Source organism: Actinocorallia libanotica, assembly GCF_039525175.1.
Classification (GTDB): Bacteria; Actinomycetota; Actinomycetes; order Streptosporangiales; family Streptosporangiaceae; genus Actinocorallia; species Actinocorallia libanotica.
On record NZ_BAAAHH010000004.1, the window covers coordinates 267,663 to 283,301 of the forward strand.

Annotated in this window: 17 protein-coding genes; 10 read left to right on the forward strand and 7 right to left on the reverse strand. The window is 70.4% G+C overall.

All coding sequences use genetic code 11. The features are described from left to right. Positions 1-22 precede the first annotated feature (22 nt). Together ABD140_RS08090 and ABD140_RS08095 are read left to right on the forward strand one after the other, a co-directional pair. Positions 23-853 (forward strand): MBL fold metallo-hydrolase, encoded by an 831-nt coding sequence (locus tag ABD140_RS08090; protein WP_344238406.1) that lies wholly within the window; start codon positions 23-25, stop codon positions 851-853. A 77-nt stretch (positions 854-930) separates the two neighbouring features. After that, positions 931-1,899, forward strand: a complete 969-nt coding sequence (locus ABD140_RS08095) for a TIGR03557 family F420-dependent LLM class oxidoreductase (protein WP_344238408.1) — start codon at positions 931-933, stop codon at positions 1,897-1,899. Between the two features lies 1 nt (position 1,900). Here the strand turns inward: ABD140_RS08095 and ABD140_RS08100 are convergent, their stop codons facing one another. After that, positions 1,901-2,512, reverse strand: coding sequence for a TetR/AcrR family transcriptional regulator (locus tag ABD140_RS08100; protein ID WP_344238410.1), 612 nt, complete (start codon positions 2,510-2,512; stop codon positions 1,901-1,903). Between the two features lie 116 nt (positions 2,513-2,628). On the opposite strand from ABD140_RS08100, the gene ABD140_RS08105 reads away from it, so the two are divergent. Beyond that, positions 2,629-3,711, forward strand: coding sequence for a hypothetical protein (locus ABD140_RS08105; protein WP_344238412.1), 1,083 nt, complete (start codon positions 2,629-2,631; stop codon positions 3,709-3,711). A 15-nt stretch (positions 3,712-3,726) separates the two neighbouring features. Here the strand turns inward: ABD140_RS08105 and ABD140_RS08110 are convergent, their stop codons facing one another. Genes ABD140_RS08110 through ABD140_RS08120 form a run of 3 tightly spaced genes read right to left on the reverse strand, consistent with a single transcriptional unit; the run spans position 3,727 to position 7,155 of the window. Next, positions 3,727-5,595: a hypothetical protein gene (locus ABD140_RS08110; protein ID WP_344238414.1), complete on the reverse strand. Its 1,869-nt coding sequence runs from the start codon at positions 5,593-5,595 to the stop codon at positions 3,727-3,729. Further along, positions 5,580-6,338: an ABC transporter ATP-binding protein gene (locus tag ABD140_RS08115; protein ID WP_344238416.1), complete on the reverse strand. Its 759-nt coding sequence runs from the start codon at positions 6,336-6,338 to the stop codon at positions 5,580-5,582. The genes ABD140_RS08110 and ABD140_RS08115 overlap by 16 nt, the downstream gene beginning before the upstream one ends. Positions 6,339-6,384: 46 nt before the next feature. Continuing rightward, positions 6,385-7,155 (reverse strand): SDR family oxidoreductase, encoded by a 771-nt coding sequence (locus ABD140_RS08120; RefSeq protein ID WP_344238418.1) that lies wholly within the window; start codon positions 7,153-7,155, stop codon positions 6,385-6,387. 120 nt (positions 7,156-7,275) lie between these two features. Here ABD140_RS08120 and ABD140_RS08125 point away from each other — a divergent pair, with 120 nt between their 5' ends. The 3 genes from ABD140_RS08125 to ABD140_RS08135 all read left to right on the forward strand — a co-directional run bounded on the left by ABD140_RS08125 (position 7,276) and on the right by ABD140_RS08135 (position 9,791). After that, the gene (locus ABD140_RS08125) at positions 7,276-8,163 is read left to right on the forward strand and encodes a LysR family transcriptional regulator (RefSeq protein WP_344238420.1); all 888 of its coding nucleotides are present in this window, start codon (positions 7,276-7,278) and stop codon (positions 8,161-8,163) included. A 426-nt stretch (positions 8,164-8,589) separates the two neighbouring features. Next, complete coding sequence (locus tag ABD140_RS08130) at positions 8,590-9,027, forward strand: ribosome small subunit-dependent GTPase A (RefSeq protein WP_344238422.1); 438 nt, start codon at positions 8,590-8,592, stop codon at positions 9,025-9,027. Next, on the forward strand, positions 9,024-9,791 hold the full coding sequence (locus ABD140_RS08135; RefSeq protein WP_344238424.1) for an SAM-dependent methyltransferase: 768 nt from the start codon (positions 9,024-9,026) through the stop codon (positions 9,789-9,791). Before ABD140_RS08130 ends, ABD140_RS08135 begins: the two co-directional genes overlap by 4 nt. Positions 9,792-9,886: 95 nt before the next feature. On the opposite strand, the gene ABD140_RS08140 is transcribed toward ABD140_RS08135, so the two are convergent. From ABD140_RS08140 to ABD140_RS08150, 3 genes are read right to left on the reverse strand one after another with little or no spacing between them, the layout of a single operon-like run. Then, entirely contained in the window at positions 9,887-10,453 is a 567-nt protein-coding gene (locus tag ABD140_RS08140; protein ID WP_344238426.1) for a TetR/AcrR family transcriptional regulator, read from the reverse strand. Beyond that, on the reverse strand, positions 10,450-11,250 hold the full coding sequence (locus tag ABD140_RS08145; RefSeq protein WP_344238428.1) for an ABC transporter permease: 801 nt from the start codon (positions 11,248-11,250) through the stop codon (positions 10,450-10,452). The genes ABD140_RS08140 and ABD140_RS08145 overlap by 4 nt, the downstream gene beginning before the upstream one ends. Next, positions 11,247-12,209 (reverse strand): ABC transporter ATP-binding protein, encoded by a 963-nt coding sequence (locus tag ABD140_RS08150; protein ID WP_344238430.1) that lies wholly within the window; start codon positions 12,207-12,209, stop codon positions 11,247-11,249. The genes ABD140_RS08145 and ABD140_RS08150 overlap by 4 nt, the downstream gene beginning before the upstream one ends. Positions 12,210-12,322: 113 nt before the next feature. Here ABD140_RS08150 and ABD140_RS08155 point away from each other — a divergent pair, with 113 nt between their 5' ends. The 4 genes from ABD140_RS08155 to ABD140_RS08170 all read left to right on the forward strand — a co-directional run bounded on the left by ABD140_RS08155 (position 12,323) and on the right by ABD140_RS08170 (position 15,443). After that, positions 12,323-12,928, forward strand: coding sequence for a TetR family transcriptional regulator (locus ABD140_RS08155; RefSeq protein ID WP_344238432.1), 606 nt, complete (start codon positions 12,323-12,325; stop codon positions 12,926-12,928). A gap of 86 nt (positions 12,929-13,014) precedes the next feature. Beyond that, positions 13,015-13,362 (forward strand): hypothetical protein, encoded by a 348-nt coding sequence (locus ABD140_RS08160; protein WP_344238434.1) that lies wholly within the window; start codon positions 13,015-13,017, stop codon positions 13,360-13,362. Between the two features lie 204 nt (positions 13,363-13,566). Further along, positions 13,567-14,769, forward strand: coding sequence for a sporulation protein (locus ABD140_RS08165; protein WP_344238436.1), 1,203 nt, complete (start codon positions 13,567-13,569; stop codon positions 14,767-14,769). Between the two features lie 101 nt (positions 14,770-14,870). Continuing rightward, on the forward strand, positions 14,871-15,443 hold the full coding sequence (locus ABD140_RS08170; RefSeq protein ID WP_344238438.1) for a TerD family protein: 573 nt from the start codon (positions 14,871-14,873) through the stop codon (positions 15,441-15,443). The last annotated feature ends 196 nt before the right edge of the window (positions 15,444-15,639 follow it).

Here is a 15,639-nt window from a genome sequence, read left to right on the forward strand (position 1 = left end):
AAAAGGGAGTTAAGGGGGACTCATGGCTGTCGATGCGGCGACGCTGACCTTCGTGGGGAACGCCACGGCGATCATCAAGTACGGGCCTTTCACGCTGCTCACCGACCCGAACTTCATTCGCAAAGGGCAGCGTGCCTATCTGGGGTACGGGCTGACCAGCAAACGGCTGAAGGATCCCGCCGTACTGGTGGACGATCTACCCGAACTGGATGGAGTGATCCTGTCCCATCTGCACGGTGACCACTGGGACGGGGTGGCCGAGCGGCGCCTGGACCGCCGGTTGCCCATCCTGACCACGCCGGCCGCCTCGCGCGCCCTGCGCAGGAAGGGTTTCCGGTACGCCGAGGGGCTGCGCACCTGGAATTCGGAGATCCTCACCAAGCAGGACCACCAGATCCGCGTCACCGCCATGCCCGGACGGCACGCGCCGGGGCCGCTGCGCCGGATGCTGCCGCCGGTCATGGGCTCCATGCTGGAGTTCGGCCCCCGGGGCGGCGAGCCGGAGCTGCGCGTGTACATCAGCGGCGACACGCTCCTGTACGACGGGCTCGCCGAGATCCGGCGGCGCTACCCGGACATCGACGTGGGCATCGTCCACCTGGGCGGGACCCGGCTGCTGCGAGTGATCCCCGCGACCATGGACGGCCGCCAGGGCGCGCTCTGGCTGGAGACGATGGACTGCGCCACCGTGGTGCCCGTCCACTACGACGACTACACCGTGTTCCGCTCCCCGCTGTCGGACTTCGAGCGGGAGCTCGGCCGCCGGGGGCTGCACGACCGGCTGCGGCGGGTCGAGCGGGGCGGCACCCGGCCGCTCTCCCGGCGGCAGCGGGTCGGCCGGGCGCACCGCTGAGCGCGCGGCCGGGGTGTCCGGTCCGGAAAATGGGGCAAGAGGGGAAAAAGGGACAAACAGCTACCACGGGGGTGGAGATGCAGATCGGGTACAAGCTCATGGCCGAGGGGTTCGGGCCCAAGGAGCTGGTACGGCAGGCGATCCGGGCCGAGGAGGCCGGATTCGACTTCGTGGAGATCAGCGATCACTACCACCCCTGGCTGGACGAGCAGGGGCACTCGCCGTTCGCCTGGTCGGTGCTGGGCGCCATCGCCGCCAGGACCGACCGCATCCGGCTGGCCACCGGGGTGACCTGCCCGACCGTCCGCTACCACCCGGCGATCATCGCGCAGGCCGCGGCGACGCTGGCGCTGCTGTCCGACGGGCGCTTCACGCTGGGGATCGGCTCGGGGGAGCGGCTGAACGAGCACGTCGTCGGCCCCGGCTTCCCGCACTCGGTGCAGGGCCGCCAGGACATGATGCGCGAGGCCCTGGAGATCATCCGGCTGCTCTGGAAGGGCGGATACCGCTCCTACCAGGGCGAGCACCTCCAGCTCGAGGACGCCCGGGTGTTCGACCTGCCCGACGAGCCCCCGCCGATCGCGGTGGCCGCGGGCGGGGCGCAGGCCGCGAGGCTCGCCGCCGAGCTCGGCGACGGGATCTTCTCCACCGAGCCCAAGAAGAAGATCGTCAAGGAGTACCACGAGGCGGGCGGCGACGGCCCGCTCTACGCCGAGGTCCCCATGGCCTGGGCTCCCGACGAGCACACCGCGGCCCAGGCGGCCTGGGAGACCTCACGGTGGGCGCTGACCGGCTGGAAGGTGATGAGCGAGCTGCCCAATCCCGCCAACTTCGACGCCGCCAGCACCACCGTGCGCGAGGAGGACATCCTGGAGAAGTTCGCCTGCGGACCCGACCCGTCCCGCTACGTCGAGGTCGCCCAGCCCTTCGTCGACGCGGGCTTCGACCACCTGGTGATGCAGAACGCCGGGCCCGATCCCGACGGCTTCATGGACTTCTACCGCAGCGAGCTCGACTCCCGCCTGCGCGACCTCGTCCCGGCCTGAGTCAGGCGTCCTCCTCGGGCACGGCCCGCAGGAAGCGGCGCAGGATGAGGTGGAGGACGGGGAGCTGCTCGGCGGGCTTGAACGCCGGGTCGCCGGCCGCGGCGGTGTAGAGCGAGCCGATCAGGGTCTGGACCCAGGTGGCGGTGCCGCGCGGGTCCAGACCGGGGTCGATCCGGCCCGCGGCCGCCGCCTTCGCCAGCAGGGCCGTGAGCGCGGCGAGCTCCTGCTCGTTGTCGCGCTCCAGCGCCGCCTCGACCTCGGGATCGCGGTAGGCCTGGACCATCGCCTCCATCACCAGCGGCGGGACGAGCGGTTCCGCCGCCGGTGCGGCGAGGAGGTTGACGACCTCCAGCAGCGCACGCCACGGATCGTCGCCGGCCTGCGCCCGGGCCAGCGCCTCCCGCTTCTCCTCCCCGTCCTCCTCGAACACGGCCAGGAAGACGGCCTTCTTGTTGGGGAAGTAGTGGAACAGGTTGCCCGTGCTCGTGCCCGCCGCCCTGCAGATCTCGGCGGTCGTGGTGCGCTCGAAGCCCTTGGCGGCGAACAGCTCGGCCGCGGCGTGCACGATCTGCCGCCGTCGTGCCTGGTGCCTGGCCGGGTCGACCGTTCTCATCGTGTCCTTCCGGGGGGTGTTCCTGCGAAGCGGGCACCAGCCTACCGGCACCCGGGCTATTAATAGACCGAGCGCTCGGTTTATGATGTGGTCCTCCCCGGTTCGAGAGGAAGACCATGCCCGCCCCCAGACCCCCGCTGCGCCGCAGGATCATCCCCGCGGTGGGCCTGCTGCTCCTGGCCCCCGTCTGCGCCGAGTACCTCATCGGCTACCTCGACCTCATGGGCAGGCCCCTGGAGCTGCTGACCGGCCTGCTCTACCTCGCCCCGCTCTACGGCACGGTCGCGGTGCTGATCCGCGAGGCGGCCCGGCGGACCGGACGCGGCTGGCCGACGATCCTGCTGCTGGGCGCGGCCTTCGGCCTGATCCAGGCCGGCCTCGTCGACCAGAGCCTGTTCAACCCCCGCTTCATCGACGAGCCCTTCTGGGACGAAGAGCGGCTGCCCACTCTCCTCACCGGTCCCGGCATCAGCGTCGGCCACGCGCTGGGCTTCATCACGGGCCACGTGATCTGGAGCTATGCCGCACCGATCGCCGTGGTCGAGTCCTGCGCCCCGCGCCTCGCGGACCGGCCATGGCTGGGCCGGATCGGCCTGGGAGTGGTCACCGCGCTGTACGCCCTGGCGGTCTTGGTGTTCTTCCACGAGCACACCAAGGCGTTCATGGCGACGCCCGCCCAGCTCGGCACCACCGCGGTGCTCGCGCTCGCGTTGATCGTGGCGGCCTTCACCATCCCGCGCGGCCGCATCCCGCGCGGCCGCGCGAGGCGTCCCGGACGGGTACCGCCCCCGTGGCTGGTCGGCGTCACCGGCGTGCTCCTGCTGACCACCCACCACCTCCTGCCCGCGCACTGGACGGGAACCGCCCTGAAGGCACTGACGCTGGTCGTCTTCGGAGGCCTGCTGCTGCGTTGGTCCCGCCTCGCGGGGTGGGGACGCGCCCACGTTCTGGCCGCGGGCGGTTCCGCCCTGGTCGCCAACGCGGCGCTCTCCTTCGTGGTCGACCCGATAGGGGAGGTGTCCTATCCCGTCAAGTACGCGGCCAACACCGCGATCCTCCTGATCGTGCTGATCCTGCTCGCCTGGGCCCGGCGGCAGTCGGCGAACCGTTCCGCGACGGCCCGCCGGCCCGCATCGCCGAGGCCGAAAGACGACACCGGCTCGGCGAAGCCGAAGGACTCAAAGGTCAGCAGCTGGTGAGCCGGTCTGCTCCGGCTACGGACCGGCGGCCGCGGCCTGGAGCCTGTTCTTCTCGGTCCGGTACACCAGGTAGGCGCCCCGGAAGCCCGCGAGGCCGATCACGATCATGACGGCGACGACCGGCCACTGCCATGGCTCGGGCACGTGCAGGGCGAGGAACCAGACCTTGGCGGGCGAACCGCTGAGCTTGATGCCCAACGGCACCAGGCCCTGCGGGAACACTCCGAGGATGCCCACGGCCATGGCGGACCACATGAGGGTCTGATGCCTGCCCGACATCGTCGTGAACGGAGACGGGCCGGCGTCCTCGCCCGTTTCCTCGGTGGTGGACGTCGCCTTGCCCGACCGCATCAGGTGCAGCAGCTCGGGACCCTTGTCCCTCAGCGTCCTGGCCGCCACCGAGCCGAGCTTCACATGGCAGAACACGCCGGTGAGCAGGGCTACTGGGACGCCCGCCCACAGCAGGGCGGGCAGATCCAGTGCGTGGCCCGCCCAGGCGACCCCGAGCGCGGGGCACATCGCGAGGGCGACCAGGAAGAACATCAGGAACGACTGGCCGGTGACGTCACCATGGTCCATCGGCGAGTTCTTGCTCTTGTGCGGGTCGGGGCCGGGCACCAGGGCGACGACGGAGACCCACACCAGCAGACCGGAACCGCCGCCGAGCGCGGCGAGGGTGCCGGCCAGCGCCCACGGCACCAAGGAGGCGTCGCCGTGCAGCAGGCATCCGAGGATCGTCAGCACCAGCGTCAGCGGGCCGAAGACGGTCAGCCAGGCCAGCTGGCGGGCGCGGACGTCGGCCTTCTCCTTGCCCGGTACCGTCAGGGTCAGCCAGAGCGCCGTACCGTCCTGCCCGTAGGCGTTGGCGCAGGTCGCGGCGGCCATCAGCGCGCTGGCCGCGCCGACGAACGGGAACCCGGCGGTGAAGCCGAAGATCAGCGGGAACAGCGCGGTGATGATGGAGAAGGCCGGGCCCATCACGATGCCCTGGGTGCGCACCGGATCGCGCCACCAGGTACGCAGTTCCTTGAGGTAGACCGCCCCCTGGTCGCCGCGGAACAGCGGACCCCGCCGGGCGGCCTTGTGCGCGGAGGAGCCGCGGACCACCGGGCGGGCGATGCGCTGCGGTCCGAGCAGGGCGCTCCATGCCAGGAACAGCGCGACCACTGCGGCGCCCAGGGCGACCAACGGTCCCACGGTCCACGGCCAGTCGCCGCGGGAGGCCGCCTCGACGGCGAGCAGGCCCCAACTGGACGGCAGTGCCCGCACCACCGTGGAGAACGCGGGCGGGAAGCCGTACTCCAGCAGCAGGGAGACCCCGATGATCAGGATCCAGGAGAACGAGGACAGCGAGACCATCGCGGCGGTGACGGTCGCGGTGACGACCCCTCCGAGGCGGGATTTGGCCAGCATGCGGAACAGCAGCGTGACCACTCGGGAGAGCAGCACCACTAGCAGCAGGAGCAGTACCACCGCGGGCACCGACACCAAGACGGCCGCCCAGCTCAGCCGTGCGGCGAAGACGATCAGCGCACAGAACGCCAGCAGCGTGATGGCGGTGGTGGCGGCGACCAGGGCGGCGGCGAGCAGGCCCATGGCCAGGGTGCGGCGCGGGATCGGCTGGCGGTGGAAGTGCTCCCCGTTGAGCGCCGGCTCGCCCGCGAAGATCGGGCCGACCATCCAGCCGAGCGCCCACAGCGCGAAGGTCACCGCGAGCAGATCCATCAGCAGCCGCGGGTGGGAGAAGTCGAGGCACGCCACGACGAGAGTGGTGACGGCGAGGCAGATCCCGGCGGTCCAGCCCAGGCCGCTGAGGGCCATCTTGGCGTCAGTCGTGCTGTGGCGCAGCACGGCCAGCTTCATCCGGATCAGGACGCCAACCACGACAGTCCCTCCCCGCCGCCGATCGTGACGCCGACCAGGTCGACGAAGGTCTCCTCCAGCGAGCGGCCGCCGCGGACCTCGTCGAGAGGGCCCTGCGCGACGACGCGTCCCCGGGCCATCACCCCGACGGTGTCGCAGAGCTCCTCGACGAGCGCCATGACGTGGCTGGAGATCAGCACCGAGCCGCCGCCTTCCACGAACCTCTTGAGGATCCTCTTGATGGTCGCGGCGGAGACCGGGTCGACGGCCTCCAAAGGCTCGTCGAGCACCAGGACCTCGGGGGCGTGCAGCAGCGTGGTCGCCAGGCCGATCTTCTTGCGCATACCGGTGGAGTAGTCCACGACCAGGGTGCGTTCGGCGGAGCCGTCGAGTTCCATGACGGCGAGCAGTTCGTCCGCCCGGCCGTCGACCTCCTCGGCGCTCAGGCCGTGCAACTGTCCGAGGTAGGTGAGGAGCTCACGGCCGGTGAGCCGTTCCGGCATGGCCAGCCCGTCGGGCAGGACGCCCATCAGGCGGCGCGCCCGCAGCGGCTCCCCCCACACGTCGATCCCGTGGACCAGGGCGCGTCCCTCGTCCGGCCTGAGCAGCCCGACGGCCATGGACAGCGCGGTGGTCTTGCCCGCGCCGTTCGGCCCGACCAGGCCGTAGAAGGATCCTTGCGGGACGTTGAGGTCGACGTGGTCGACGGCGATCTTCTCGCCGAACCTCTTGGTGAGGCCGGCGATCTGGAGTGCGGGCGTCATGGTGTCTTTCTGGTCGCAACGGTGAAGATGGATGAAGGCTGCCGACTCAGATCCGGGGGCCGAGGAAGCAGCCGCCGGAGGCGTCGATGACCTGACCGGTCACCCAGCGGCCCGCCTCGGAGGCCAGGAAGGCCACCACATCGGCGATGTCGGCGGGCTGCCCGGCCCGGGGGACGGCGTTGCCGCTGCCCACCATCTGCTGGACTTCGGGATCGTCGAGCATCCACGGGTTCATGTCGGTGACCGTCGGCCCGGGCGCCACGGCGTTGACCGTGATGCTCCGCCCACCGACCATCTGGGCCAGGGAGCTGCTGAGCACCTCGATGGCGGCCTTGCTCATCGCGTACGGCTGCTTGGGCATCGCGATCCTGGTCGCCGCCGCGGACAGGTTGACGATGCGGCCACCGTCGTTCAGCAGTGGCAGGGCCCGCTGGATGATGAACAGCGGCGCCTTGGTGTTGACCGCGATCAACCGGTCGAACGCCTCCGGAGTGATCGTCTCGATCGAGTCGGCGGTGACGGCGGCGTTGTTGACCAGGACGTCCAGCCGCACTCGGCCGGTCTGCGCGAGCAGACCCGCCTCCAGGACGGCGAACAGGGTGTCCACGTCCCCGGGCACGCCCAGCTCGGCGCGGATCGAAAAGGCACGGCCGCCGTCCTTCTCGATCAGCCGCACGGTCTCCCGGGCGGCCGCCTCGTTGCTGCCGTAGTGCACGGCCACGAGCATCCCGTCGGCCGCCAGTCGCCGCGCGATCGCCCGGCCGATCCCGCGCGAGGCCCCGGTCACCAGCGCCGTTCTGCCCGTCAAAGGCGTCATCCCGTCACTCCAGAAGTGGTCTCGCTCTTCCGGCAACTAGGATCAATGCCGTCTACAAGCCCGAACAACGGCAAAGTGCGCAAGGCCGTATTAACCTCTGAGTTAACGCGAGAGAGAGTCGTGGAACTTCGCGACATCGAGATCTTCCTGACCTTGGCCGAAGAGCTGCATTTCGGCCGGACCGCCGAACGGCTGCGCGTGACCCCCGCCCGCATCACCCAGGCCGTCAAGAAGCAGGAACGCCAGATCGGCGCCCTGCTGTTCGAGCGCACCAACCGCACCGTCCGGCTGACACCGCTCGGCCGGCAGCTCCGCGACGACCTCTGGCCCGTCTACACCGGGCTGCAGGACGGCGTGCGCCGCGCCAGGCTCGCCGCCCAGGGCGTCACCGCCGTGCTGCGCGTCGGCACGCTCTCCCTCAACGTCCAGGACCTGCGCCCCTACTGGGACACCTTCCGCGCCCGGCATCCGCAGTGGAAGCTGCGGATCCAGCAGTCCTCCTTCGTCGATCCGTTCGCCGGTTTGCGCCGTGGCGACCTCGACATCCTGATCTGCTGGCTGCCGGTCGAAGAACCCGACCTGACGGTGGGACCGGTCCTGTTCGCCGAGCCGCGGGTGCTGGCCGTGGCCGCAGACCACGAACTCACCCGGCACACCTCGGTGTCGTTGGAGATGCTCGCCGACTTCCAGCACGCGAGATCCTCGGTGTGGCCGGACTACTGGGCCGACGGCTACATCCCGTCCCACACCCGCAAGGGCCGTCCCATCGAACGCGGCCCCGTGGTGGGCAACGCCGAGGAGGTCCTCACCCTGGCCAGCATCGGGGAAATCGTCAACCTCTTCCCCTTCCACATGAGGCGCTACTGGAGCCGACCCGACATCGCCTACCTGCCCGTCCGGGACATCGACGTCCTGCCGTACGCCCTGGTGTGGCGTACCGAAACCGAGAACGACCCCATCCGGGCCTTCGCCCGGGTCGCCGCCGACATCGGCATCCTCCCCACCTGAGCCGCATCATCGGCTGGAGTGAAGGCGCCTGCGGCGCACCGGCATGTGCAAGGCGGGCGGTATAATAGGTGCAGCAGCGACAATCTGTTCGCTTACGGAGACGAAAGAGGTGAGTTGATGTCTGTCGTGGAGACGACCTCTGTGCGCGGCGCCCGGACCATCCTCACCTCCCGGGCCTCGGCCTGACCTTCGCCTGCCTTCCTCCCCGTCGGGAGTAGTTCCGGCACGCCTTCCGTCCGGCGAGGCCCCCTTTCAAGGGTCTCCACGTTGTTTCATCAACGCACTTCACACCGACCTCCTTTTTCTTCTCCTGCGAGCGTCCTGACGCTGGCCGACTACGGCTGGGACGCCGAACGCGAATGTTCCTTCGCCCCGTCGCGGGCCGCCGGTCTGGTTCCGGGCCGCGTGGCGCGGGCAGAGCGCGGCTTGCGCGACGTCGTCGCCGAGACCGGGCCCGTCCGCGCGGTGGTCGTCCCCGCCACCGGTGACCGGGCGGCGTGGCGGGAGCTGCTGCCGCTGCCCCACGGTGGGGTCCTGCTGGACACCCCGGGCCTGCGCGGCGTTGGCCTGCACGATGCCGAGGAGGGCCTCGACCGGACCTTCGCGGAGATCACCGAGCTGGCGCGCGACTGCCGCTTCCCGGACTGCGCCCACGCCACCGAACCGGACTGCGCCGTCCTGGCAGCCGTCGACGACGGCCGTCTCACCTGGCGGCGCCTCGACAGGTACCACCGGCTTCAGCGCGAGAACACCTGTGCCGCCTCCCGCACCGGCGCGCGGCTGCGTGCGGAGCTGGAGCGGCCGGAGAAGCAGGGTGCGCGCCTGCGCCGCGCCCTCAAGCAGTCCCCGAACTTCAAGGCATGACGGAAAGGAATCTGGTCATGGACCTTCCCCGCATCTTCACCATCCGCGAGAGCGGCCACCGCATCCACAACCCGCTGACCGCGGCCAAGTTCGCGACCCTGGGCGAATCGCTCCGCCTCGCCCCCGGGACGCGGGTGCTCGACCTGGCCAGCGGCTCGGGCGAGATGCTGTGCACCTGGGCACGCGACCTGGGCTTCACGGGCCTCGGAGTCGACATCAGCACGCTCTTCACCGAGCAGGCACAAGCCCGCGCCGTCGAGCTCGGCGTCGCCGACCGGGTCGAGTTCGTCCACGGCGACGCCGCCGGCCACGTCGCGGACGAGCCGGTCGACCTGGCCTGCTGCGTCGGCGCCACGTGGATCGGGAACGGCGTCGCCGGGACCGTCGAGCTGCTCGACCGCAGCCTCCGCCCCGGCGGCATGATGCTGATCGGCGAGCCGTACTGGCGGCGGACCCCTCCGGACGAGGAGACCGCCAAGGCATGCCACGCCACCGGCGTGGCCGACTTCCTGCCCTTGCACGGCCTGATCGAGCAGTTCGGCGGCCTCGGGTACGACGTCGTGGAGATGATGCTGGCCGACCAGGACAGCTGGGACCGCTACACCGCGGCCCAGTGGCTCAGCATGCGCCGCTGGCTCGACCAGAACCCCGACGACGAAATGGCCCTCGAGGTACGGGAGGAACTCACCAACGAGCCCGCCCGCTACACGCGCTACATGCGTGAGTACCTCGGCTGGGGAGTCTTCGCCCTCATGAAGCGCTGACGCTCCCGTCCCATGCGGGCCCGGGCACCATACCGTCCGGGCCCGCATGGGGCACGTCGTCACGGCGAGTGGATGATCGTGCACCAGGGCGCGGCCTATGAGCGTGCGTGGTGTGGGCGGGCGCCGTTGAGGAAAAGTTCAACGATTTGTTCTGCTTTGTCGTCTGAGGTGAGGTCCGCGGCACGTGCGAGGTGAAGGAAGGCGTTCATGAGGAACTCCGGGTCTCCCGTGACGCGGCCTTCCTGGACCGCCTCGGTGAAGAGGCCGACGACGGGGGTGAGGAGGGCTTCGACATAGAGGTGGGAGATGCGCTCCTTGGTGGCGGGGCTCACGAGGTCAAGGGCGTCGTAGATGCGCTGCTCGAACGAGATCGAGGTTCCCGCGTGCTCTGCGGCGGCCCGGACGAGCGCCGTGAGCCGTTCCTCGAAGGTCGTTGCGGTGGCGAGCGCGTCGGTGATCCGGGCGTGCGAGGTGTCGATGAACCGGATCGCCACCGCGGTGTAGAGGTCTTCCTTGCCTCCGGGGAAGTGGTGGTAGATCGACGGTTTCTGGATTCCGGCGGTGCGTGCGACGCCGACGAGGGAGATGCCGGGGTAGCCGACCGCGGAGAGCTGGTCGCTGAACGCGTCCATGAGCTGCGCGCGGGTGTCGGTGGTGGTCATCGGTTCCTCCGGGCGTGGTCGAGCGCGAGGCCGCAGCAGGCGAACCCCGCCGCGACCAGCGTGGTCAGAATAAGCGCGGCGACGGGACCGGCGGTGAGGGCGCTGCCGCTCTCGATCTGCCGGGCGGCCTCGATGATGTACGTGAGGGGGTTCACCGTGGCGATCGCCCGCATCCAGCCGGAGAGCTCGTCGACGGGGGCGAACACGCCGGTGAAGAACGACAGCCCGAAGAAGCCCAGCGTGACGAGGCCGGTGCTCGATGACGAGGAGGTTCGGACGGCGACGGCGACGCTGCACAGGGCGACCGAGACGCCGAGGATCAGCATGACCGCGAGCATCCCCAGGGTCCCCGTCCACGCGTTCGGCCGGTATCCGGCGATCATCGCTCCGCCGATGGTGAGGAGGGCCTGCACCGTGACGGCGACGAGGGTGGCCAGAACCGTGCCGGTGAGGAACGGGGTGACCGTGCCGTGCGCCATCCGGAGCCGGTCGAGGTAGCCGCTGGTGAGGTCGTTCGAGGTCAGCGTTCCCGCGGCGCCGGCACCGGTCGCGACGCCGGTGAGCAGGATCAGCGGCAGGAGGAAGGCGATGAAGGCCTGGCCGTCGAGATAGCCGGTGCCGACGTTACTGAGCTGCCCTGAGTAGATCAGCAGGAAGAACAGCGACTGGGCGAGCGGACTGATCCAAAGGGCGGGCGAGCGGAAGACGGTGCGCAGGGCTCGCTCTGTGGCCGCGGTGGTCACCGCAAGGGTTCCTGCGCGACGGGTGCTTGCGGTGGAGGCAGCGGCGGCGGTCATGCCGGCTCCTTCTCGAGAGGGGTCGTCGGTGTGGCGAGGGCGGCGAAGACGTCATCGAGCGACGGGCCGGTCAGACGCAGCTCCTCGACGGACGACGCGGCGGCGCCGATGTCGTCCAGCGCCGCACGGAGGACGGCGGGATCACCGGGGAGTGCGAGGCGGACCGTGGTCGGCTGGTCGGGCTCCGCAACGAATCCGGCCCCAGCGGCATCGAGGAGGTCGTGGGTCGACTCGGGGGTGTCCAAGGTCAGTGTCAGGATGCGTGCACCGACTCGGCTCTTGAGCGCGTCAGGCGAGTCGTGCGCGACGACCCCGCCCTCGCGCAGGACGACGATGTCGGTGGCCAGCACCTCCGCCTCGTGCAGGTCCTGGGTGGATATCAGGAGCGTGCGCGGCCCTCCTTCGGAGCTCAGCCGTTTGAGTTCCGCCCAGAACCCGATCCGGGCGAGCGGGTCGAGGCCTGTGGTGGGCTCGTCGAGCACGATGAGCGACGGCTTCCCCACCAAGGCGACCGCGAGATCGACCTTCCGGCGGGTCCCGCCCGACAGTTTCGCGATCCGCGTGTCCTGGCGCTCCCCGAGCCCGAACAGCTCCACCAGCTCGCCTGACCGGCGACGCGCGGCCCGCTTACCGAGCCCCAGGACGACGCCCTGGAATTCCAGCACCTCCAGCGGGGTCGCCAGCGGATCGAGCGCGTTGGACTGGGGGGCCAGCCCGATCAGACGCCGGGCCGCCCGGGCGTCGGCCACGACATCGTGCCCCTCCACCACGACCGACCCCGCCGTCGGGGTGCGCAGCGTCGAGACGATCTCCAGCAAGGTGGACTTCCCGGCGCCGTTGGGACCCAGGACGACCGTGCGGCCGCCCCGCCGGATCTCGAGGGAGACATCGTCAAGGACCGTTCGCTCGCCGTAACGCTTCGTGAGGCCCGCCACGCAGACCGAGATGTCATTGACCATCCCCGGAGTCTACCTACCGGTAGGTCGGCTACCAAACCCGGCGGATTCCCGAACCGCCACCCAAGGCTGTCAGTAGACTGTCATCAAAAATTCGAGGAACCAGGGTGGGTCGCATGCCGCAGGAAGCGCGGACGTCGCGTGCCGAACGGACCGTCCGGACACGGCAGGGGCTGATCGACGCCGCGCTGCGGCTGTTCGCGGAGCGGGGGTACGAGGCCACGACCACGGAGGAGATCGCGGAGGCGGCCGGGGTCTCGCCGCGGACGTTCTTTCGGTATTTCCCCACCAAGGAGTCGGTGCTGCTGGGCGGTGAGTCGGACTTCGTCCGCTCCTTCGCCGGCGTCTACCTCGCCCAGCCCGAGAGCATGACGGAACTGGAGGCGATGCGCGCCTCGTTCGCCGTGCTCGCGCCGGGCCTGCACCGGCTGCGGGGCGAGATCAAGCTGTACCGCCGGGCGGTCGCCTCCTCCTTCACCCTGCGCGGCAGGGAGAGCGCGGGCCACGCCGAGAACGCCGGGGCGCTGGCGGAGGCGATCGCCCGGCGCCGCGGCCTCGCCGCCCCGGACGCCGCCTGCGACCTGCTGGGCGCCCTGGGGCTGACGGTCCTCGACCACGCCCTCACCCGCTGGCTGGACGGCCCGGCGCAGACGCCCTTCAGCCGGGTGATCGACGACTCCTTCGCCGTCCTCCAGGAGCTGGCCCGTCCGGCCGCCCCCTGAAGGTGGCCGAAGCCGGTCTCCGCCGTTGCTCGTGACAGTCGACTGTCATAAGTTTCCTTGCGGCACCCGCGTCGAAAGGAAGAACCATGGCGGAACGCGACCTCCTGCTCGTCTTCTCCAACCCGAAGCCCGGCCAGGACGAGGCCTACAACGACTGGTACGACCAGATCCACCTCGCGGAGATCCTCGCCGTCCCGGGTGTGGCCTCCGGTCGGCGCTACGAGTTCCACCGCGTCGAGACCCCCGGCACCGAGGAGCGGCCCGCGCACCGCCATCTCGCGCTCTACGAACTCGACCGCGACCCCCGGGAGGTCATGGCGGAGTGCGCCCGTCGCACCGCGTCCGGCGAGATCGGCATGCACGAGTCCCTCGACGCGGGTGCGATGTCCGTCGCCGTCTGGCGTGCCCGCGGCCCGCTCCAGGAGGGCACCTGACCGCTGGCCCTTCGCCGAAGGCGCCTTCTTTCCGAGCCGCCACGGAGCTCTTTCCGGCGGCGGAAACGCCCTCCGGGATACGGATCTCGCGGGTGCGGCCGTTATGGACCGGCGAAGCGATCGCGACCCCTGAAAAGCCTCCCGGGGGCGCCCGGCAAAGAATTACGGTTGTAGTAGTTCTTTGACGGCAAGGGAGAAAGTGTCGTGATCTTCAAACGGCCGATGGGCGCCTTCGGCATGGGCGGCCCCTCGGTGGAGACCGTGCTGCACGCCTCGTCCACGTGCCCCGGCGAGTATCTGACCGGCGAGGTGCACGTCCTCGGCGGCGACCACGACGTGCACGTCCACGGGGTCGTGCTCGGTCTGGCGACCCGGGTGGAGCACGAGTACGAGGAGTACGAGGGCGAGGGCGTCCGGGAGTTCCACCGGACCGCCCTCACGGGCCCGTTCCTTCTGGGGGCGGGGCTGAGGCACACCGTCCCGTTCCGGCTCGCGGTCCCGTGGGAGCTGCCGATCACCGAGGTGTACGGCACGCACCTGACCGGCATGGTGATGGGTGTGCGCACCGAGCTCGAGGTCGCGGGAGCGGTCGGGAGCGGCGACCTCGACCCGATCGCCGTCCGGCCGCTGCCCGCCCAGCAGCGGGTCCTGGACGCCTTCACCGCCCTGGGGTTCCAGTTCAAGAGCGCCGACCTGGAGGAGGGCGGCATCGCGGGCGTCCACCAGGAGCTGCCGTTCTACCAGGAGATCGAGTTCCATCCGCCGGGCGAGTACCACGGCCGGATCAACGAGGTCGAGCTCACCTTCCTCGCCGACCCCTCGGGCCTGACCGTGATCCTGGAGGCGGACACGCAGGACGGGTTCTTCGCCGAGGGGGAGGACGTGATCGGCCGGTTCCACGCCTCCCACCACGAGGCGCCGCACCAGCCGTGGGAGGCGTGGCTGTCCGGCTGGCTCCAGGCGATCGCCGGGCACGCGCACGGCGGCCACGCATCGCATGGCGGGCACGTGTCGCATGGCGAACACGTGTCGTACGGCGGGCACGTGCCGGGCGGGTACGGCCACCACGAAAGCCACGGCCATCACGAAAGCCACGGCCACCATGAGAGCCACGGTTACCGGGAGGACCACGGCCATCACGAGGAGCAGCGCGGCGGGCCGGGCTGGGGCGCGGTCGCCGCGGCCGGGGCCGCCGGGCTGGTCGGCGGCGTCGCCGCGGGGATGCTGGTCGACGAGATCTTCGACGGGGACGACGAGGAGGATGAGGAAGAGGAGCGGGAGGAGGCCATCGAAGAGGCCGTCGAGGAGGCGCGGTTCCAGGCGGAGCTGGACGCGGCCGTCGACCACGCCTACGCCGAGGCGTACGAGGACGCCTACGAGGAGGCCTCCTGGGACGAGGAGGAGTGAACGCCCTGCGCGGCGGCCATTAGCTACTACACTTGTAGTAGAAACCCCGCGGGGCGGACGGCCCCGGCCGTCCGCCCGCACGAGATGAGGAGGCGACGGTCATGACCGTCTCGATGGTCAAGGGCCAGCGGATCTCGCTGGAGAAGCCCGGCGGCGGCGAGCTGAGCCAGGTCCGCATGGGTCTGGGCTGGGACGCGGTGACGAAGAAGGGCTTCTTCGGCTCCCGGCAGCAGGACATCGACCTGGACGCCTCCGCCGTGGTGTTCGCCGACGGCCGGATCACCGACGTGGTCTACTTCGGCCAGCTCACCAGCCAGGACGGCTCGGTCCGGCACACCGGGGACAACCGGACCGGCGCCGGGGACGGCGACGACGAGTCGATCATCGTCGACCTCGGCCGGCTCCCCGTGCACGCCACCTCGGTGGTGTTCACCGTGAGCTCCTTCCAGGGCCAGACGTTCGACGAGGTCGAGAACGCCTTCTGCCGCCTGGTCGACGAGTCCACCGGTCTCGAGCTCGCCCGCTACACCCTCACCGGAGGAGGGGCGCACACGGCGATGATCATGGCCCGGGTCTACCGCAACGGACCCGGATGGAAGATGAACGCCATCGGCGAGCCCACCCAGGGGCGTACGTTCCAGGACATGCTCCAGGGAATCACCGCCCACGCCTGACGGCCGCGGACGACCAGAACGGTGCGCGTGGCCGGACACCCACGCGCACCCGCACCGACAGCGGCCCGAACGACCCCGTTCCGCACGGATCAGGAGCGGAACGCCTCGGTGAACCGGGGTCTCGGCCCGTCAGGGGACGACGGCCTCAGGTCCATGGCGCACGGATGGTCGATCAGGGTACGAAATTCGTGTTGAT